Genomic DNA, 19419 nt, shown 5'->3' on the forward strand with positions numbered 1-19419 from the left:
CTTCACCGGGCACCCACCTCGTCTCTCGTCCTGATCGCGCCGACGACCGCGTCGGCGACCTCGTCCAGCCGGACGTCCTCCACGCCCGGGAGCAGCCCCGTGAGGCGGACGAGCGCGCGGGCGGCCGCCGCCTGGTCGGGCGCCCCCTGCACGGCCGTGCGCAGCTCGTCGCCGCGCGGGTCGTCCAGGGGACGCCCGGCCCGTACCTCCGTCACGACGAACGTGGCCCAGGCGGCGAGGGCACCGACGACGCCCGGCGCGTGCACGCCGTGAGGCCGGCTCGCGAGGAGGTCGCCGAGCGTCGTCCCCCACCGCACCGGGATCTTCGACGTGCCGTCCATGGCGACCTGCCGGGTCGCGTGGCCCGTCGCGGGGTTCGCGAACCGACCCAGCAGGGCCTCGGCGTAGGCAGGCAGATCGACGCCTTCCGGCGCCTCGAGCGTCTCCAGAGCATCGGCCTGCAGCGCGCGGGCCCCGGCCGCCAGCACCGGGTCGGCGACAGCGTCGGCGATGGTGGCGTGGCCTGCCAGCGACCCGGCGTAGGCGAGGTACGAGTGCGCCCCGTTGAGCAGACGCAGCTTGGCGCGCTCGTACGGCGCGACGTCGCTCGTGAGCGTCGCGCCGCCGAGCTCCCACGCCGGGCGTGGCCCGGCGAAGCGGTCCTCGACGACCCACTGGAGGAACGGCTCCGCGACGACGACGCCCTCGTCGCGCGCGCCGAGGAGCTCCGCGACCTCCCCACGGTGCGCCGACGTGGTGGCGGGCACGATCCGGTCCACCATGGTGCACGGGAACGTCACCGCCGACGCGAGCCAGCAACGCAGCGCGTCGCCCGTGCGGCCGGGGAGCGCGGCGTCGACCGCCTGGCGCACGAGGCGGGCGAGCACGCGGCCGTTGTCGGCGAGGTTGTCGCAGCTCACCACGGTGAGCGGCGCGCCGCCGGCCCGGCGGCGCGCGGCCAGCCCGCGGACCAGCAGCCCGACGGCGGTCGTGGCCGGCCCGGGTTCCTGGTCCGCGCCCTCACCCGTCTCCTCTGCGGCGAGCAGGCCGAGGTCGTCGCGTACCGCTTCCGTGTCCAGGTCCCCGTCGGCGCGGCGCGCGTAGCCCTTCTCGGTGACGGTGAGCGTCACGATGTGCGTCGTGCGCGCAGCGATCGTCGCGAGGATGCGTGGCGTCTCCTCGGCCGGCCACGCCACGTCCGTCACGGAACCTATGACCCGCGCGGTCGCCTCCCGGGTGCCGACCGTCAGCACGGTGTAGACGCCACCCTGCGGACGGAGCTGGTCCCGCACGGCCGCGGAGCGCTGGGTCACACCGAGGATCCCCCAACGGTCCTCCCCCGTGGCCAGCGCGGCGTCTTCCGTGACGACCGCCTGGTGCGCCCGGTGGAACGCGCCGATCCCGAGATGGACGATGCCGACCTCCGCCGGGTCCACCGGCGCGGGCCGGAGCGACGGCGGTCCGCCCCGGTGGAGCCGCGTCGTCACGCCGCCTCCCGGGGTCCGACGCGCGCGAGGTCGGCCGGACGGACGGCGCGCCCGGTCGCGGCCGCCTCCCGGATCGCGCACAGGAGCCGGACGGTCTCCACTGCGTCGGCGGGCCCCACCGGTGGCGGCTCCGCGCCGTCGAGCGCCGCGAGCACCCGTTCCCACTGTGCACGGTGACCGGCGTGCCCGATCGCCAGCGGGTCCGCGGCCCCGCCCGCCGCACTGCCGGACGCGGGAGCGGGGACGCCCGGGACGTCCCACCGGACCACCTCGTCCTGCGCGAGCTCGACGGAGCCGCGCGACCCGTGGAGCGTCAGGGTCGCGACGAAGCCGGGCGGGGTCGCCGTCGTCGTCGTGACGACCCCGAGACCGCCGGACGCCAGGCGCAGGGTCGCGACCGTGGTGTCCTCGGCGCCCGTCGGGCGCGCGAGGGTCGCGGCCTGGGCGGTCACGGACTCGACCGGTCCGCAGAACCACCGCAGGAGGTCGACGTTGTGGACGCCCTGGTTGACGAGAGAGCCGCCGCCCTCTCGCTCGTCCGACCGCCACGACGCGGCCGCGTAGTAGTCGTCGTCGCGGAACCACGGGACGTGCGTCGCGACGAGCCGCAGGTCGCCCAGCGCGCCCTGGTCGAGCGCGCGCCGCAGCACCTGGTGCTGCGGCTCGAAACGGCGCTGCGCGATCATCGAGACGAGGCGTCCCCGCTCGCGCGCGACCCGCTCCACGCGCAGCGCGTCCTCGACGGTGAGCGCGAGCGGCTTCTCCACGACCACGTGCTTGCCGGCCTCGAGCGCGGCGAGCGCGAGCCGCGCGTGGCTCCCGCTCGGGGTGCAGACCGCGACGACGTCGACGTCCGGGCGGCGGACCACGTCGTCCGCCGTCGTACGCACCGGCCGGACGCCGCTCGCCGCGACGTCGGGCAGGTCGCGCCCGCTGTACGCGACGAGGCGCGCCCGCGGGTGCAGGTCGCGCAGCGCCCGCGCGTGCAGCGCGCCGATGCTGCCTGACCCGACGATGCCGACCCCGACGGCTCCCGCGGCACTCGGGCCCCCGACCACGACCCCGCTCATTCGACCACGTGGCTGGCGCCCAGCAGGTCGCGCAGCCGCTCGGCAGCACCGGTGAACCGCGGGTCGACGAGGGTCGCCCCGTAGTCGCGCTCGGCGGGCAGCCCCGGCTCGAGCGTCTCGACGATCCGGCCCGGGCGGCGGCTCATGACGACGATCCGGCTGCCCAGGAACACGGCCTCCGGCACGGAGTGGGTGACAAGCACGATCGTCGTCCCCGTCTCCCGCCAGATGCGGTTCATCTCGATGTTCATCTGCTCGCGCGTGAGAGCGTCGAGCGCGCCGAAGGGCTCGTCCATGAGCAGCACCCGCGGCTCGTGCAGGAGCGCCCGGCACAGGGCGACGCGCTGCTGCATGCCACCGGAGAGCTCGTGCGGCAGCGCCTTCTCGAAGCCGGTGAGCCCGGTGAGCTCGATGAGCGCGTCGGCGCGCTCCTGGGCGCGACGCCGGTCCATCCCGCGCATCTCGGCCTGGAGCAGGATGTTCTTGCGCACCCCGCGCCACTCGAGCAGCGCCGAGCGCTGGAACGCGAAGCCGATGTCGCGCTGGGGACGCGTGACGACCTGACCGTTGAGGCGCACCTCGCCCTCGGTGTACGCCGTGAGACCCGCGACGATCTTGAGAAGCGTCGACTTGCCGCAGCCGGACGGCCCGACGATCGTCACGAGCTCGCCGGCCCGGACGGTCAGCGACACGTCGTCGAGAGCCACCGTCTCGGACCGCTTCGACGCGAACCGCATGGTGAGGTCGCGGACCTCGATGACCGGTTCGGTTCGGGTGTCGATGCTCGGAGCCACCCGCTCCGGGGCCGCCGTCACAGGTCCGCCCCGAAGGAGCCGTCCCAGAAGTCGGCGGGGGTGGTGCCACCGTCGAAGTCGGTGTTCTCGGAGAGGAACGTCAGCGTGCTCGTCCACTGCTCCTCGGCGTTGACGCCCGGAGCGGGGGCCTCGTCGAGCCCGAGCAGCTCGATCGTCGCGGCGAGCTGGGCCGCCAGGACCGCGTCGTCCGGCGCCTGCTCGGCGCCGTCCGCCATCGCCGCGACCGCGCCCTCGGGGTCCTCGGCGGCCGCGAGGAAGGAACGGGAGGTCGCGCGCACCATCGCCGCGACGAGGTCCGGGTCGTCGGCGATGAGCCGCTCGTTGGCGACCAGACCGGTGCCGAGAAGGTTCATCCCGAAGTCGGCGAAGGGCAGCGCGTCGACCTCCTCCCCGGTCTGGTTCTCGATGGTCGGCGCCTGGTCGTGGTGGAACCCCTGGATGGCGTCCACCTTGCCCTCGATGAGGGCGGCGATCTTGCCCGCCGCGTCGACGTTGACCACCGTCACGTCCGCAGGGTCCACGCCGTTGAGCTCGAGCCACGCCGGGAACGTGCCGTACATCGCGTCGCCGGGCGTGCCCCCGACGGTCTTGCCGACGAGGTCGGCGGGTTCGGCGATGCCCTGGTCGGCGAAGAACTCGACGGAGCTCGGTCCGGTCTGCAGGAAGACGCCCACGCTGCGCACGGGCATCCCGGAGCTGATCGCGTTGGCCAGCGGGGGTGTGTCCGCCCACCCGAAGTCCGTGTTGCGCTGCGCCACCTGCTGGACCGTGTTCCCCGACCCGTTCCCCGGCTGGATGGTGAGGTCGATGCCCTCCTCCTCGAAGATCCCCTGGTCGACGCCGTAGTAGAACGGCGCGTGCTCGCCGTACGGGACCCAGTTGAGGGTGACGGTGACCTCGGTGAGGTTCGCGCTCCCTTCGCCGCCGGGCGGTGCCGGGTCGGGCTGCCCGCAGGCCGCCGTCCCTGCCACCACGGCGCCGGCCACCGCCAGCGTCACTGCGAACTGTCCACCGCGCATGGGAAGAGCCCTTCTGCTCGTGCCGCCTCGTCGTCGAGGGGCGGGGTGTGCTGGACCGGGACCCGGCGGCCGCCGGTGTCCCGGGACGTCATGACGCCGCGAGGACGAGGTTCCCGCGCCGCGACGCGTGCCACGGGATGAGGAGCCGCTCGAGCAGCTCGACCAGGAGGAAGAGCACGACGCCGATGAGCGACATGAGGATGAGGTCGGCGAACAGCAGAGGCGCGTCGAGGTTGCCGCTCGCCAGGAGGAGCACGTACCCGAGGCCGCGGTCGGCGCCGACGAACTCACCCACGACAGCGCCGACGACCGCGAGGGTGACCGCGACCTTGAGCCCGGACATGAGCTGGGGAAGGGACCCGGGGAAGCGGATCTTGCGGAACGTCTTCCAGCGCGACGCACCCATGGTCGCGGACATCTCCAGCAGCTCGGGGTCGATCGACCGCAGACCGGCGACGGCCGAGACGACGACCGGGAAGAACGCGATGAGCACCGCGAGGACGATCTTGGGCGTCGCGCCGAACCCGAACCACACCACGAGGATCGGGGCGATCGCGATCTTGGGGATCACCTGGGCGAAGAGGATCAGGGGGTAGAGCGACTTCTCCGCGGTCGGGGAGTACACGAGGAGCACCGCGGTCGCGACGCCGATCGCCGCCGCGAGGACGAACCCGACGACCGTCTCCATCGTGGTGACCCACGTGTGCTCGAGCAGCATCGGCCAGTCCGCGACCATCGTGTCCCGAACGGCGCCGGGCGACGGGACGAGGTAGGCGGGGACGAGCTCGCGCCATGCGACGAACCACCACACCGCGAACAGGGCGAGGAGCACGAGCGCCGGCCGCCACGCCGCAGACGCGACGGCGACCGTGCGCGCACCCAGCGACGTCGCGGCCCGGGCACCCGAGCGCACCCGTCGGGGCGTCGCCGGAGGTCCCGGCGCGGGGCGGGCGGGTCGCACGTCCTGGGCTGTCGTCATCCTGCGGTCCTCCATGGTCGTGGTGCGGGGGTGGGTGCGGCGCGGGACGTCCGGAGTCGGTGCACTCGTCATCGGTAGGGCACCCCTTCGGCCTCGAGGATCGTGGTGAAGGCCTCCCACGCCTCGGTGAACAGCTCGGGTCCGGAGAAGCCGCCGAGGGCATGGGCGTCGCTGAGGTGCGGCTCGAGCGAGAAGAACCCGTCGAACCCGTCGTCCCGCAGGGCACGGACCGTCTCCACGACCTGGCCGTCGCCGCGGCCGGCGGGCACGACTGCCCCCGTCGCCGCGAGCGCGTCCTTGACCTGCACGTACTCGAGGTACGGGCGCAGCAGCGCGTACCCGTCGGTGTAGGGCGCGACGCCCACCTGGACGAAGTTCGCCGAGTCCCAGGCGAGCGCGAGATGCTCCGACCCCACCGACTCGACGACGTCGAGGCACCGCTCCGGCGTGTCGCCGTAGACGTGCTTCTCGTTCTCGTGGACCAGCACGACGCCCGCTGTGCGCGCGACCTCGGCGAGCGCCCGCATCCGCCGCAGGACGTCGTCGCGCACGGTCGCCGGGTCCGTCCCCGGCCGCACGAAGAACGAGAACACCCGCACGTACGGCGCCCCGAGCTCCTGCGCGAGCCGCGCGGCGTGCCGCATCCGGTCGAGGTGCGGGTCGAAGTCGTCGTCGACCGAGATCTTGCCCACGGGCGAGCCGATGCTCGAGACCCTCAGGTCGTGGCGGTGCAGCAGGCGCGCGACCTCAGCGCGCTGGTCGGCGTCGAGGTCGAGCATGTTCGTCCCCCACGCGCTGCGGAGCTCGACGAAGCGCAGCCCCAGCTCGGCGGCGACGACGCACTGCGTCTCGACGTCGGGCGAGATCTCGTCCGCGAAGCCCGAGAGCGTCCACATCGCACGTCCTCCTTCTGGTCGTCTCCCGGCGACGGCGCGGCGACCGCCGTCCGGCTCCCGACGACGCGGGGAGGCGCCGGACGGGGCGGTGCACGGAGGTGAGGCGGGTCGTCGACGAGACGGTGTCGAGGTCCGGCGCACGGAGCTCGTTCTCGGTGCGCCTGGCATGGACAGTAGGGGCGGGCTTCTCGGCGGACAACGAGTTGCCACTTGTTGCCCCCCGACGCCGTCGGAGCGAGTCGGGCACGACCACCGCCGGGTTCCGCGGGTGCGTGCGGGAACGTGCGCTCGCCCGCCCGCGCCCGGTACCGGTTGCCACCGGTTGCCACCGGTCGACGAGGGCCGCCGTCAGGCAGCGGGGTCGGGCGGCCCGGCGAGGTCGAGCGCGACGAGACGGAACCCCGCCGACCGGACTGCCCGGAGCACCTCGCCGCGCAGCGGCTCGCTCGCGACCGCGAGCAGCTCCACGGAGGGCGCCTCGACGCGAGCGAGGTCACCGTGGTGGTGGACCCGCAGGGCGTCGAGGCCGAGCCGCCGCAGCTCGCTCTCGGCCGTCTCCACCTGCACCGCCTTCTCGACCGCAGCCGGCCCGTCGACCGCGGCCGTGCGGTCGACCGGGTCCGGTCCAGGGCCGGTCACGACCGGCGAGGTGGCGGTGCGCCTCACCGTGGGCACCGGTGCGACGGGGGCGCCGGCGCGGCCGCGGGTGCGGGTGCGGGTGCTGCAGAGTCCGAGCCTGGCGGCCTGGCACCCGGTCCGCGCCGAACCGTCGGCAGGGTCGAGGACGGGGTCGGTCGCGGCTTCACGGAGCCATTGGACGGCGCACCCCGGTGACCGTCAAGGAGTTGCCGTCGGTTGCCTCCGGCACCGTCCCCGCGCGACACGACGACGACAACCGGTTGTTGTCCGACGCTGTCAGCAACGTTACAGTCCGACCGCATGACCCCCGCCGGCAATGGTGCCAGCCCGACGATCTACGACGTCGCCCAGGCGGCCGGCGTCGCGCCCTCGACCGTGTCGCGGGCCTTCTCGCGGCCCGGCCGCGTCAACGCCCAGACCGCAGAACGCATCCGGCAGATCGCCAGCGAGCTCGGCTACCGGACCGACCCGCTCGCCCGCGGGCTCCCGACCGGCCGGACCTCCCTGCTCGGGATCGTCGTCGCGGACGTCACCAACCCGTTCTTCTTCGAGATCCTCCGTGGCGCCGAGAAGACCGCCCAGGACGCCGGTTACACGCTGCTCATGGTGGACGCGCACGAGTCCGACGAGGCCGAGCGCCGGGCCCTGGACCGCACCCTCCCCCTCGTGGAAGGCATGATCCTCGCGACGTCCCGGCTCTCGGACTCCTCGATCCGCGTCGCCGCGAAGCAGCGCCCGACGGTCGTCATGAACCGGCACGTCACCGACGTCCCGAGCGTGCTCACGGACAACGCCCAGGGCATGCGCAGCGCCGTCGAGCACCTCGCCGGTCTCGGGCACACGAGCCTCGCCTACGCCGCCGGGCCGGAGGCGTCGTGGGCCGACGGGATGCGCTGGCGGGCGTTCCGCGAGGCGACGCGCGAGGTCGACGTGCAGGCCCGTCGGGTCGGCCCCTACGCACCCACGCTCGCCGGCGGGCTCTCCGCGGCGAAGGCGCTCGTCGCGCACGCCGCGACGGCGGTCGTCGCCTACAACGACCTCATCGCGATCGGAGCCATGCGCGGCATGCGTCGGCTCGGCGTCGACGTGCCCCGGGACATGAGCGTCGTCGGGTTCGACAACATCTTCGGGTCGGACTTCTGCACGCCCCCGCTCACCACGGTCGCCGCTCCGCTGCGCCACTTCGGGTCGTTCGCCGTCCAGCGTCTCCTGGCCCAGCTGCGCTCGTCGCCCCCGGCCGCTGTCGGACCGACCCTCCTGCCGGCCAAGCTCGTGGAGCGAGGCTCGACCGGTCGTCCGGGCTGAACCGCCGAGGGCGCACCACGTCGACCGGCAAGGGCAACAAGTGGCAACTCGTTGCCCCGGCCGCGCACGCCCCCGGATAGTGACCGCACGGCGCGCACCGATGCGCGCCCCGCGCACCGTCCCGGACACGCACGGCCCTCGATGGAGAGGCAGGCAGATGGACCACCCCTCGAACCTGGTACGACCTCCGCACGGCGCAGCACGGCGCAGACGACGGCGCGCCGTCGTCGCGACGATCGCCGCGCTCGCCCTCCCGTCGGGCGTGCTGACCGCCCAGGCAGCGGCACCGACCGCCGTCCCCGCCGCGACCCAGGCCGACATCCGCCCCCAGGAGCCAGGCGTCACCCTGCGCGTCTTCGACGTGCAGGTCATCCTCGACGACTACTGCACGCTCAAGCCCGGGCAGACGCCCAACGTCGACAAGATCATGCCGACGATCGACTGGACCACGGCCGCCGACTTCGGCCTCACGGACAAGTTCGTCACCGAGGTGACGGGATACCTGAACGTCCCCGAGGCCGGCACGTACGACTTCCGCATCACGAACGACGACGGAGCGCGGCTGCTCCTGGACGACCAGCTCGTCGTCGACCACCCGGGTCGCCACGGCGCGACGTCCAAGGAGGGGTCGATCGAGCTCGAGCCGGGCTACCGCGCACTGCGCATCGACCACTTCGACGGCGAGTTCGACCAGCGGCTCAAGCTCGAGTGGCGCCCCCCGGGCGCCTCGGGCTACGTCGTGGTCCCGACCTCCGTGCTGAGCACCGACGCCGACGTCACGCGTGTCACCTCACCCGGCCGCAAGGAGTGCGAAGGCGTCACCGAGGCCCCGGGCGACGGTCTGCCGCTCACCGAGGTGCACCCCGACTACACCCTGACGGACCTGCGCCCCGAGGGCTTCCAGCCCCAGGTGACCGGCATGGACTGGCTACCCGACGGCCGTCTGGCCATCTCCACGTGGGGAGGCGACCGGCTCACGCAGCGCGGCGAGGTCTACCTGGTCGACCACGTCCAGGGGGACACCGGCGCGGACGACGTGACCTACACCAAGGTCGCCGAGGGCCTCACCGAGCCGATGGGTCTGAAGTACGTCGACGGCACGATCTACGTGTCCGAGAAGGACGGGCTGACCGCGCTCGTCGACACCGACGGCGACGAGGTCGCCGACGAGCACGACACGATCGCGACCTGGCCGTTCGGCGGCAACTACCACGAGTTCGCGTTCGGCCTGCTCTACGAGGACGGGTACTTCTACGTCACCACCGGCATCGCCATGGTGCCCGGCGGTAACTCGCTCGACCCGCAGCTCGCCGAGAACCGCGGCTCGGTCATGAAGATCAGCAGGGAGACCGGGGAGGTCGAGTACGTCGCGGGCGGCCTGCGCACGCCGAACGGCCTCGGCTGGGGCGCCGACGGTGGCATGTACGTCACCGACAACCAGGGTGTCCGCATCCCGACGTCGAAGCTGGTCCGCGTCGAGGAGGGCGCGTTCTACAACCACTTCACGAACCCCGACGGCCCGTACGACGACCAGCCCGTCACCGAGCCCGTCCTGTGGATGCCGCACAGCGAGATCTCGAACTCGCCGAGCAACCCGGTCGTGCTCACCGAGGGCGTGTTCGCCGGTCAGCTGGCGATCGGCGACGTGACCTACGGCGGTCTCCAGCGTGCGTACCTCGAGGACGTCGCCGGCCAGGAGCAGGGCGCCGTCTTCCGCATGACGCAGGGCCTGGAGTCCGGTGTGAGCCGGACGAGCGTCGGCCCCGACGGCGCGATCTACGTCGGCGGGATCGGCTGGTCGGGCAACTGGGGCCAGGCGGGCAAGCTCTCGTACGGGCTGCAGAAGCTCACGTACGACGACAACCACGCGTTCGACATGCTCGCGATGCGCGCGGTCGAGGGCGGGTTCGAGATCGAGTACACGCAGCCGCTGTCCGAGGAGACCGCGCAGGACCTCGCGTCGAGGTACACGGCGTCGCAGTGGCGCTACGTCGCGACACCGCAGTACGGCGGACCCAAGGTCGACGAGGAGGACCTCGACGTCACGGCCGCGGCCGTCTCCGCGGACCGGAAGACCGTGACGCTGCAGGTCGACGGGCTGAAGCCGGGGCGGGTCGTGAACGTCCACTCCCCGCGACCCTTCGCGTCCGAGAGCGGACAGGAGCTGTGGAGCACCGAGGCCTGGTACACGCTCACGCGCCTGCCGGACGGCTCCGTCGCGCCGCCCGTCTACGAGGCCGAGGCCGCCGACATCTCCGGCGGTGCCGGCTGGAACAGCAACCACGCCGGCTACTCGGGCAGCGGTTTCGTCGACCGCAACTGGGAGCCGGGCGCACAGACCACCTTCGCGGTCCGCACCGAGGAGGCCGGGCCCCACGACCTCGCGATCCGGTACGCCAACGGACAGAACAGCGACCCGCGACCGACCCCGCGGAACCTGAGCCTGTACGTCAACGGCGAGAAGCTCAAGCAGGTCTGGTTCGACAGCACCGTGAGCTGGTCGGCCTGGGCGACGCAGGTCGAGACGGTGCCGCTGCGCGAGGGTGCGAACACCATCACGATCCGGCACGACGACGACGACATCGGTCACGTCAACCTCGACAGCCTCACGGTCACCCCGAGCGAACGCATCACGCTCTTCGACGGCGACGACCTGGACGCGTGGGCCGCGGTCAACGGGGGCGGGCCCGCGACGTGGCCGATCGCGGACGGCTCGTTCGAGTCCTTCGGCGGCGACATCCGCACGAAGGAGAGGTTCGACGACTTCCGCATGCACATCGAGTGGTACCAGCCCGAGCACGGGCCCGAGGTCACGGGCCAGGCACGCGGCAACAGCGGCGTCTACATCCAGGAGCGCTACGAGGTCCAGGTGCTCGAGTCGTTCGGGATCGACCCGCCGAAGAACAACGACGCGGGGGCCATCTACCTGAAGAAGGCCCCCGACGTGAACGCGGCGACCCCGATGGGCACCTGGCAGACCTACGACCTCGAGTTCCGTGCCGCGCGCTTCGGCCCGGACGGCACCAAGACCGAGGACGCCCGCATCACGCTCGTGTGGAACGGGCAGCTCGTGCACGACGACGTCGCCGTCGACGGCAAGACCGGCAACGGCAAGGACGAGGGTCCGACGTCGGGGTACGTCAAGCTCCAGGACCACGGCGACCCTGGCCTCAACCCGCGGTTCCGGAACGTCTGGATCGAGCGCCTCCCGAGCACGGAGGCTCCCGGCCCGGAGGAGGTCGCGGTCACCGCGACCGCCGAGGTCCGTTGCCTCGCCGGCGCGCCCTACGTGGCGGTCCGGGCGCTCAACGACGACGAGGTCCCGCTGGACGTGGTCCTCGACACGCCGTACGGGTCGAAGACGTTCGCCGGCGTCGCTCCCGGCGGCAACGCCTATCAGGCGTTCGCCGTCCGAGGACGCGAGGCACCGGCGGCAGGGTCCGTGACCGTCACCGCTCGCCCGTCCGACACCTCCGACGAGCGGGAGACCGTCGCGACACCGGAGCACGGTCAGCCGACCTGCGGCTGAGGCTCCACCGTCGGGCTCGGTGCCGCCCGCTCGTCCGCGGGCGGCACCGAGCCCGACGCGTCGTCGGGACGTGCTGCGCACCCGCCCCGAGACCACCACGCACCAGGGCGCGCGCTCCCGTCCGCACCGGAGGGACCACCGCCCCCCGCGCACCACCGGAGGACACCCGTGACGAGCACGACGCACCACCAGACCAGGACCACCACGGCACCGTGGACCCTGCACCCCGACCGCGCGCTGCCCGCGGACCCGGCTCTGCGGCCCCTCGCCCGCGAGGTGTACGACGCCACGCGCGGGCTGCCGATCGTCTCGATGCACGGGCACGTCGACGCCGCGCTCCTCGCGGACGACGCGCCCTTCGGCGATCCCGCAGCACTCCTCGTCACCCCGGACCACTACCTGGTCCGGATGCTCGTCGCGCAGAGCACGTCGCCGCACGGCTCGCCGGGCGTACGCGGTGTGCAGGACCTCGGTGCGGCACCCCTCGCGTCGGCGCCCGCTGGCACGGCGCCCGCGGCGACGGATCCCCGGACGATCTGGCGTCGGTTCTGCGCCGGGTGGCGGCTCTACCGCGGGACCCCGACGCGGTACTGGCTCGAGCACGCGCTGGTCGAGGTCTTCGAGGCCCCGGTCCGCCCGTCCGCCGCCACGGCGGACGAGCTGTTCGACCATCTCGTCGACCGGCTCTCGCGACCGGAGTTCCGCCCCCGCGCGCTGTTCGAGCGCTTCGGCATCGAGACGCTCGCGACCACCGACGCCGCCCAGTCCCCGCTCGTCGACCACGCGCGCCTCGCGGCCGACGGCTGGGGTGAGCGTGTCGTGCCGACGTTCCGGCCCGACCCGGTCCTGCGCGTGGACCGGGCGGACTGGGCCGCCCAGGTCGCCGAGCTCGGTGCCGCGGCGGGCACCGACGTCGTCGACTACCGGTCGTTCCTCGACGCCCTCCGCGAGCGCCGCGCCGCGTTCGTCGCCGCGGGCGCCCGCGCGACCGACCACGGTCACCCCACGGCCGACACGACCCCCATGGACGACGTCGACGCCGCGCACGTGCTCGACCGTGCGCTGCGCGGCGTCGCGACGGCTGCGGAGGCGCGGGCCTTCGCCGCGCACATGCTCTTCCAGATGGCGGCGATGTCCGCCGAGGACGGGCTCGTGATGCAGCTCCACCCCGGGGTGCTGCGCGACCACTGCACCGGCGTCGTGCAGGCGTACGGACCCGACCGGGGGTACGACGTGCCCGAGCGCACCGAGTACGTGCGCGGGCTGCGTCCGGTCCTCGAGGCGTTCGGCCACCATCCGGGGTTCCGCATGATCGCGTTCACGGTCGACGAGACCGCGTTCTCGCGCGAGCTGGCCCCGCTCGCGGGCGTGTACCCCGCCCTCCGCCTCGGAGCTCCGTGGTGGTTCCTCGACACGCCCGACGGCATGCGCCGGTTCCGGGAGGCCGTCACGGACTCCGCCGGCTTCTACAACACGAGCGGGTTCGTCGACGACACCCGGGCGTTCTGCTCCGTCCCGGCCCGCCACGACCTGGCGCGCCGGGTCGACGCCGGGTTCCTCGCGCGCCTCGTCGCCGAGCACCGGCTGGAGATGGACGAGGCGGTCGAGACCGCCGTCGACCTGGCGTACCACCTGCCGCGCGCCTCCTACCCCTCACCCCGCCGACCGCCACGGCAGCAGAAAGGTGTCGATCTCGGCGCCCGGGCTTCGTCGTCCTCCCGTACGGCCGCACGGGCCGTGCGAGACGAGGAGGCACGATGACGACGTTCCTGGAGACGATCCTCGCGGCGGACCGCGAGCACCCGCCGGACCGTGCGCGGTACCGTGACGGACGCAGCGTCGGGGACGGGACGGCCGTCGCGGACGTGGCGTTCTCCGGGCCGACGGCGCTCCGCCGGCCCGCGGCGACGAGGGCGGAGGACCTCTGATGCGCTACCTCATGCTCGTGCTCGGCACCCCGGACGACCCGGGGCTGCGGCCCGAGGAGGCCGAGGCCGCGGCCCCGATCGAGGAGTGGGTCGGGCGGCACTACGGCAGCGGCGCTGCGGTGGTCGGCGACCGGCTGCGCCCGCCCGAGGACGCCGTGGGCGTGCGGGTCCGGGGCGGCAAGGTGCTCGTCACGGACGGGCCGTTCTCCGAGACGAAGGAGTCGATCGCGGGCTTCGACGTCCTGGAGGCCCCCGACCTGGACACCGCGATCGCCATCGCGTCCGAGCACCCCATGGCGTACGGCGGCGCGATCGAGCTGCACCCTGCATGGCCGCTGGACCTCGACGGGTCCTGAGCTGACGCCCGCGACGGACCCCGTCGAGGACGCGTTCCGCACCGAGTGGGGACGCGTCCTCGGCGCCGTCGCGCGCAGCACGGGCGACCTCGACCTGGCCGAGGAGTCCGCGCAGGAGGCGTTCGCCGCGGCGCTGCGGACGTGGGGCCGCGACGGCGTGCCCGAGCGTCCCGGCGCGTGGCTGACGACGACCGCGCGCCGCCACGCGATCGACGTGCTGCGCCGTCGTCGGGTCGAGGCCGAGCGGGTCGCCGCGGCGGGCCGCCTGGGCGAGCGCGTCGACCCGCGTCACCGGGGCGGGGGCCGGGCAGCGGATCCCGTGCTCGACCAGGTCGCGCGCGGCCTCGACGACGACGCCTGGGACGCCGACGACCCGGACGGCGACCTCGTGCGCCTGCTCTTCACGTGCTGCCACCCGGCGCTGCCCGCCGAGGCGCGGGTCGCGCTCACCCTGCGGTCGCTGACCGGCATGACGACCGCCCAGGTCGCACGCGCCTTCCTCGTCCCCGAGGCGACGATGGCGCAGCGCCTGGTCCGGGCCAAGCGCCGCATCCGCGCGACCGGCATGACCTTCCGGGTGCCGCCGGCCGCGCTGCGGGCCGAGCGCGTCGAGGGCGTCCTCGCGGTGCTGTACGTGCTGTTCACCGAGGGGTACGACGCGTGGGCGGAGCCTGCCGACGCCGTCGCGGGCTCGGCCGAGCGGCGCGCGCTCGCCGACGCCGCCGTCCGGCTCGCCCGCCTCACCGCGCGCCTGCTCGACGACGAGCCCGAGACGCGCGGCCTGCTCGCCCTGCTGCTGCTCCAGCACGCGCGCCGCGACGAGCGCGTGGGGCCCGACGGCGTCACGCGGACCCTCGCCGAGCAGGACCGCGCCCGCTGGCGGCACGACGAGATCGCCGAGGGCCTGGCCGAGCTCGATGCGGCGCTCACCGTCGGGCGGCCCGGGCCGTACCAGGTGCAGGCCGCCGTCGCGGCGCTCCACGACCAGGCCACCGACGCGGCCGCGACCGACTGGCCGCAGATCCTCGGCCTCTACGACGTCCTGCTCGACCTCACCGGCTCGCCCGTCGTCGCGCTCAACCGCGCGGTCGCGGTCGCGGAGGTGCGCGGCGCCGAGGCGGGGCTGGCCGCGCTGGACGCCGTCGCGGACGAGCCGGCGCTCGCGGGCTACCACCTGCTGCCCGCCGTCCGCGCCGAGCTGCTCGTCCGCGCCGGGCGCCCTACGGATGCCGCCGTCGATCTGCGCCGTGCCCTTGCGCTCGTCGATCGCGAGGGCGACCGCCGCCTCCTGACCCACCGCCTGACGGACCTCCCCCTCGCGAGATCGACCTAGCCGTCGCGACATCGACCCCCTGGGAGTCGATCTCGAACGCTCAGGCCGATCTCGCGGTGGCGCCACCGTCGGGCATCCCCCGCGGCACCTCGTCCGGCGGCCGTACCGCGACCGGCCCTCAGAGGCCCGTCTCGGCGTAGAACCCCTCGATGTGGGCACGCACCTCGCGGGCCGCGCGCTCGCCGTCGCCCTCCGCGACGGCGGAGAGCACGGCGCGGTGCTCGGCGCGCAGGCGTGCGGCGGTCCGCTCCCACGACGGCAGCGCCGCGCTGCCCGCGGCGACGTACGACTCGATCGCACCGCGCAGCCCGGTCATGACGGCCTCGACGAGCGCGTTGCCCGCGAGCCGGACGAGCAGCACGTGGAACGTCGCGTCGAGCTCGCGGAAGTCGGCGGCGGGCAGCGCCGGGTCGTCCATGCGGTCGAGCAGGGCGTCGGCCTCCGCGAGCGTCGCCACGACCTCCTCGCCGTCCTCGACGCCCCGGTCCCCCGCCGCGCGGACGGCCCACGTCTCGAGCAGGACGCGCGTCTCGACGACGTCGCGCACCGCGAGCGTCCCGGACGCGACGTGCAGGCGCACGGCCGCTCCCAGGCCCGCGGCGGGCCGGTCGACGACGGTCGCGCCGGCGTCGGGCCCGGAGCCCACGGCGGTGCGCACGATGCCCATGGCCTCGAGCACGCGGAGCGCCTCGCGCACCGAGGGGCGCGAGACACCGAGCTCCTCGGCGAGCGCGCGCTCGGCCGGGAGGCGCTCGCCGAGCGCCCAGCGGCCCGCGGCGAGGTCCGCCTCGATGCGGGCGAGGACGCGTTCGTGGGTGCGCACCCGCTCAGGGTAGGCGACCCCGGCTCGCTGTGGTCAGACCACGCGGCCGTCGTGGTCTACAGTGGACGGCCTGTGGTCAGACCACAGCCGCGGCGCCTCACCGCGGCGGTCTCGGCGAGCGGCGACGACGCGGCCCGGCGAGACTGGACCCGACTCGCCTCCCCGGAGCCCTGATGCGCATAGCCCTCACCGCGACCTGCATCGGCGACGTGATGTTCCCCCAGGCACCGCGCGCCACCGCCCTCCTCCTCGAGCGCCTCGGCCACGAGGTGTTCTTCCCCGAGCGCCAGACCTGCTGCGGACAGATGCACGTCAACACCGGGTACCTCGACGAGGCGGTCCCCGTGGTGCGCAACCACGTCGAGGCGTTCTCCCCCGTGCTCGACGGCGAGTGGGACGCCGTCGTCGTCCCGTCCGGGTCCTGCACGGGGTCCGTGCGGCACCAGCAGGGGATGGTCTGCCGACGGGCCGGGCTCGACGACCTCGCGCGCACCGCCGACGCGGTCGCCGCGAAGACGTACGAGCTGTCCGAGCTGCTCGTCGACGTGCTCGGCGTGACCGACGTCGGCGCCTCCTTCCCCCACCGGGTCACCTACCACCCGACGTGCCACTCGCTGCGCATGCTCCACGTCGGCGACAAGCCGCTGCGCCTCCTGCGCGCGGTCGAGGGCATCGACCTCGTCGAGCTGCCCGCGGCGGAGGCGTGCTGCGGGTTCGGCGGCACCTTCGCGCTGAAGAACGCCGAGACGTCGACGGCGATGCTCGCCGACAAGATGACGCACGTGAAGTCGACGGGCGCCGAGGTCCTCACCGCCGGCGACGCGTCGTGCCTCATGCACATCGGCGGCGGCCTGTCGCGCATCCGCGCGGGCGTCCGCACGCTGCACCTCGCGGAGATCCTCGCCTCCACGAAGGACACGCCCGCCCCCGCCGGGGTGGGCCCGTCGACACGTGGGGGTACCCGGTGAGCCGCACGTTCCTCGGCCTGCCCGTCCGGCGCGGCGCGCGCACACTGCCCGACGACGTCGCCCACCCGGGCGGCCACGGCACCTCGGCGGGTGCGGGGGCGGCGTCGGACGCGTTCGGCGACGTCCCGCGCCCGGACGCCCCGCTGCGCTGGGGCGGGTCGTTCCCCGACGCGGCGCGCGAGGCGCTCCAGAACACGCAGCTGCGGCGCAACCTCGCGCACGCGACGTCGACCATCCGCGCCAAGCGCGCCGCCGTCGTCGGCGAGGTGCCGGACTGGGAGGCGCTGCGCGACGCCGGCTCCGCGATCAAGACCGACGTCATGGCACGCCTGCCCGAGCTCCTCGAGGAGCTGGAGCGCAACGTCGTGGCGCGGGGCGGCGTCGTGCACTGGGCGCGCGACGCGGACGAGGCGAACCGGATCGTCGCGGACCTCGTCAAGGCCAAGGGCGTCGACGAGGTCGTCAAGGTGAAGTCCATGGCGACGCAGGAGACGGGGCTCAACGAGGCGCTCGCCGCCGAGGGGATCGCGGCGTACGAGACGGACCTCGCGGAGCTCATCGTGCAGCTCGCCGACGACATGCCGTCGCACATCCTCGTGCCCGCGATCCACCGCAACCGGGCGGAGATCCGCGAGATCTTCCTCGCCCGCATGGGTGACGCCCCGCCCGACCTGTCGGACGTCCCGCGCGAGCTCGCGATGGCCGCGCGCGCCCACCTGCGCCGCAAGTTCCTCTCGGCGAAGGTCGCGATCAGCGGCGCGAACTTCGGCGTCGCGGACACGGGGACGCTGACCGTCGTCGAGTCCGAGGGCAACGGGCGCATGTGCCTCACGCTCCCCGAGACGCTCATCACCGTCATGGGGATCGAGAAGGTCGTGCCCACGTACACGGACCTGGAGGTGTTCCTCCAGCTCCTGCCGCGGTCGTCCACGGGCGAGCGCATGAACCCGTACACGTCCCTGTGGACGGGCGTCACGCCCGGCGACGGCCCGCAGGAGTTCCACCTCGTCCTGCTCGACAACGGGCGCACCGACGTCCTCGCCGACGAGGTCGGGCGGGCTGCGCTGCACTGCATCCGCTGCTCCGCGTGCCTCAACGTGTGCCCGGTGTACGAGCGGGTGGGCGGCCACGCGTACGGCTCGGTGTACCCCGGCCCGATCGGCGCGATCCTCACGCCGCAGCTCACGAAGTCCTCCGGTGGCCTCTCCGGCCACCACGACCCGAACGCGTCCCTCCCCTACGCCTCGACGCTGTGCGGCGCGTGCTACGAGGTGTGCCCCGTGAAGATCGACATCCCGTCGATCCTCGTGGAGCTGCGCGCACGCGAGGTCGACGCCGACCGCGGCCGCCCCACCGGGTGGGGCGCCGCGATGAAGGCGGCGTCGTTCGTCATGTCCGACGCGCGGCGGTTCGAGCTCGCGGAGAAGGCGGCGGGGGTCGGACGCCTGGTCGCCGGGCCGAAGGGCCGGATCTCGACCCTCCCGCCGCCCGCGTCCGCGTGGACCCGCTCGCGCGACCTCCCGGCGCCCGCGAAGCAGACCTTCCGCGACTGGTGGCGCGACCGCCCGTCCGACGAGCCCCGCACCGAGGGAGGCGAGGACCGGTGAGCGCGCGCGACGACGTCCTCGCCCGCGTGCGCACCGCGCTCGGCGGGTCGACGGCGACGGCCGGCCTCGCGGCGTCGGGCACCGCCCCGCGCGCCTACCGCGAGCACGGCGAGCTCGCCCCCGGGTCGCCCGAGGTCGTGGACGTGCTCGTCGACCGGCTCGTCGACTACCGGGCGCACGTGCACCGCGCGGAGACGTCGGCGGACGTGGCCACGGTCGTCGCCGACCTGCTCGTCGACGCGACGTCCGTCGTCGTCCCGGCCGGTCTCGACGCGGCGTGGCTCGCGGCCCTGGGCGCGGGGACCGCCGTCGTGCGGGACGCGCGCGACGACCCGCGCACGCCTGACGAGCTCGACCGCACGGACGCCGTCGTCACCGCGGCGCGTGTCGCGATCGGCGACACCGGCACGATCGTGCTCGACGGCGAGCCCGACCAGGGCCGCCGCGCGATCACGCTCGTCCCCGACCTCCACGTGTGCGTCGTGCGCACGGACCAGGTGGTGCAGTCCGTGCCCGAGGCCGTGCGCCTGCTCGCCGCGCACCCCGAGCGTCCGCAGACGTGGATCAGCGGCCCGAGCGCGACGAGCGACATCGAGCTCTCCCGCGTCGAGGGCGTGCACGGCCCCCGCACCCTGCACGTCGTCCTCGCCCCGCCGAGGTAGAGC

At 74.1% G+C, this 19419-nt stretch carries 17 protein-coding genes; 9 read left to right on the forward strand and 8 right to left on the reverse strand.

The window, feature by feature from the left end; translation table 11 throughout:
* Nucleotides 1-2: 2 nt before the first annotated feature.
* From ACZ4MO_RS11080 to ACZ4MO_RS11110, 7 genes are all read right to left on the reverse strand, one after another.
* The gene (locus tag ACZ4MO_RS11080) at nt 3-1487 is read right to left on the reverse strand and encodes a mannitol dehydrogenase family protein (protein WP_175007648.1); all 1485 of its coding nucleotides are present in this window, start codon (nt 1485-1487) and stop codon (nt 3-5) included.
* Nucleotides 1484-2557: a Gfo/Idh/MocA family protein gene (locus tag ACZ4MO_RS11085; RefSeq protein ID WP_175007647.1), complete on the reverse strand. Its 1074-nt coding sequence runs from the start codon at nt 2555-2557 to the stop codon at nt 1484-1486. The genes ACZ4MO_RS11080 and ACZ4MO_RS11085 overlap by 4 nt, the downstream gene beginning before the upstream one ends.
* The gene (locus ACZ4MO_RS11090; protein ID WP_499278873.1) at nt 2554-3372 is read right to left on the reverse strand and encodes an ABC transporter ATP-binding protein; all 819 of its coding nucleotides are present in this window, start codon (nt 3370-3372) and stop codon (nt 2554-2556) included. The genes ACZ4MO_RS11085 and ACZ4MO_RS11090 overlap by 4 nt, the downstream gene beginning before the upstream one ends.
* On the reverse strand, nt 3369-4391 hold the full coding sequence (locus tag ACZ4MO_RS11095) for an ABC transporter substrate-binding protein (RefSeq protein ID WP_175007646.1): 1023 nt from the start codon (nt 4389-4391) through the stop codon (nt 3369-3371). Before ACZ4MO_RS11095 ends, ACZ4MO_RS11090 begins: the two co-directional genes overlap by 4 nt.
* 88 nt (nt 4392-4479) lie before the next feature.
* Complete coding sequence (locus ACZ4MO_RS11100; protein ID WP_175007645.1) at nt 4480-5370, reverse strand: ABC transporter permease subunit; 891 nt, start codon at nt 5368-5370, stop codon at nt 4480-4482.
* A gap of 68 nt (nt 5371-5438) precedes the next feature.
* On the reverse strand, nt 5439-6266 hold the full coding sequence (locus ACZ4MO_RS11105) for a TIM barrel protein (RefSeq protein WP_175007644.1): 828 nt from the start codon (nt 6264-6266) through the stop codon (nt 5439-5441).
* A 348-nt stretch (nt 6267-6614) separates the two neighbouring features.
* Nucleotides 6615-6905 (reverse strand): adenine nucleotide alpha-hydrolase family protein, encoded by a 291-nt coding sequence (locus ACZ4MO_RS11110; protein ID WP_175007643.1) that lies wholly within the window; start codon nt 6903-6905, stop codon nt 6615-6617.
* Between the two features lie 300 nt (nt 6906-7205).
* Here ACZ4MO_RS11110 and ACZ4MO_RS11115 point away from each other — a divergent pair, with 300 nt between their 5' ends.
* The 6 genes from ACZ4MO_RS11115 to ACZ4MO_RS11140 all read left to right on the forward strand — a co-directional run bounded on the left by ACZ4MO_RS11115 (nt 7206) and on the right by ACZ4MO_RS11140 (nt 15356).
* Entirely contained in the window at nt 7206-8210 is a 1005-nt protein-coding gene (locus tag ACZ4MO_RS11115) for a LacI family DNA-binding transcriptional regulator (RefSeq protein ID WP_168945395.1), read from the forward strand.
* A gap of 157 nt (nt 8211-8367) precedes the next feature.
* Nucleotides 8368-11739: a 3-keto-alpha-glucoside-1,2-lyase-like domain-containing protein gene (locus ACZ4MO_RS11120; RefSeq protein WP_255436956.1), complete on the forward strand. Its 3372-nt coding sequence runs from the start codon at nt 8368-8370 to the stop codon at nt 11737-11739.
* A gap of 168 nt (nt 11740-11907) precedes the next feature.
* Nucleotides 11908-13500 (forward strand): glucuronate isomerase, encoded by a 1593-nt coding sequence (gene uxaC / locus ACZ4MO_RS11125; protein ID WP_175007642.1) that lies wholly within the window; start codon nt 11908-11910, stop codon nt 13498-13500.
* Nucleotides 13497-13667, forward strand: a complete 171-nt coding sequence (locus tag ACZ4MO_RS11130; protein ID WP_186810323.1) for a hypothetical protein — start codon at nt 13497-13499, stop codon at nt 13665-13667. Before uxaC ends, ACZ4MO_RS11130 begins: the two co-directional genes overlap by 4 nt.
* Complete coding sequence (locus ACZ4MO_RS11135) at nt 13667-14023, forward strand: YciI family protein (protein ID WP_061266624.1); 357 nt, start codon at nt 13667-13669, stop codon at nt 14021-14023. The genes ACZ4MO_RS11130 and ACZ4MO_RS11135 overlap by 1 nt, the downstream gene beginning before the upstream one ends.
* A 1-nt stretch (nt 14024) precedes the next feature.
* Nucleotides 14025-15356, forward strand: coding sequence for a DUF6596 domain-containing protein (locus ACZ4MO_RS11140; protein ID WP_175007641.1), 1332 nt, complete (start codon nt 14025-14027; stop codon nt 15354-15356).
* 118 nt (nt 15357-15474) lie between these two features.
* On the opposite strand, the gene ACZ4MO_RS11145 is transcribed toward ACZ4MO_RS11140, so the two are convergent.
* On the reverse strand, nt 15475-16179 hold the full coding sequence (locus ACZ4MO_RS11145; RefSeq protein ID WP_175007640.1) for a GntR family transcriptional regulator: 705 nt from the start codon (nt 16177-16179) through the stop codon (nt 15475-15477).
* Nucleotides 16180-16352: 173 nt separating this feature from the next.
* Here ACZ4MO_RS11145 and ACZ4MO_RS11150 point away from each other — a divergent pair, with 173 nt between their 5' ends.
* The 3 genes from ACZ4MO_RS11150 to ACZ4MO_RS11160 all read left to right on the forward strand — a co-directional run bounded on the left by ACZ4MO_RS11150 (nt 16353) and on the right by ACZ4MO_RS11160 (nt 19416).
* Nucleotides 16353-17147 (forward strand): (Fe-S)-binding protein, encoded by a 795-nt coding sequence (locus tag ACZ4MO_RS11150; protein WP_175007639.1) that lies wholly within the window; start codon nt 16353-16355, stop codon nt 17145-17147.
* A gap of 143 nt (nt 17148-17290) precedes the next feature.
* Entirely contained in the window at nt 17291-18754 is a 1464-nt protein-coding gene (locus tag ACZ4MO_RS11155) for a LutB/LldF family L-lactate oxidation iron-sulfur protein (protein WP_108048996.1), read from the forward strand.
* Complete coding sequence (locus ACZ4MO_RS11160) at nt 18751-19416, forward strand: LUD domain-containing protein (RefSeq protein WP_175007638.1); 666 nt, start codon at nt 18751-18753, stop codon at nt 19414-19416. The genes ACZ4MO_RS11155 and ACZ4MO_RS11160 overlap by 4 nt, the downstream gene beginning before the upstream one ends.
* Nucleotides 19417-19419: the final 3 nt, after the last annotated feature.

The organism is Sphaerisporangium cinnabarinum (assembly GCF_055567015.1).

Excerpts from the sequence above, each read along its gene's own strand:
- ACZ4MO_RS11085 (WP_175007647.1), bottom strand. The coding sequence starts at position 2,557 with ATGAGCGGGGTCGTGGTCGGGGGCCCGAGTGCCGCGGGAGCCGTCGGG.
- ACZ4MO_RS11115 (WP_168945395.1), top strand. The coding sequence starts at position 7,206 with ATGACCCCCGCCGGCAATGGTGCCAGCCCGACGATCTACGACGTCGCC.
- ACZ4MO_RS11120 (WP_255436956.1), top strand. The coding sequence starts at position 8,368 with ATGGACCACCCCTCGAACCTGGTACGACCTCCGCACGGCGCAGCACGG.
- ACZ4MO_RS11135 (WP_061266624.1), top strand. The coding sequence starts at position 13,667 with ATGCGCTACCTCATGCTCGTGCTCGGCACCCCGGACGACCCGGGGCTG.
- ACZ4MO_RS11150 (WP_175007639.1), top strand. The coding sequence starts at position 16,353 with ATGCGCATAGCCCTCACCGCGACCTGCATCGGCGACGTGATGTTCCCC.
- ACZ4MO_RS11095 (WP_175007646.1), bottom strand. The coding sequence starts at position 4,391 with ATGCGCGGTGGACAGTTCGCAGTGACGCTGGCGGTGGCCGGCGCCGTG.
- ACZ4MO_RS11100 (WP_175007645.1), bottom strand. The coding sequence starts at position 5,370 with ATGACGACAGCCCAGGACGTGCGACCCGCCCGCCCCGCGCCGGGACCT.
- ACZ4MO_RS11105 (WP_175007644.1), bottom strand. The coding sequence starts at position 6,266 with ATGTGGACGCTCTCGGGCTTCGCGGACGAGATCTCGCCCGACGTCGAG.
- ACZ4MO_RS11130 (WP_186810323.1), top strand. The coding sequence starts at position 13,497 with ATGACGACGTTCCTGGAGACGATCCTCGCGGCGGACCGCGAGCACCCG.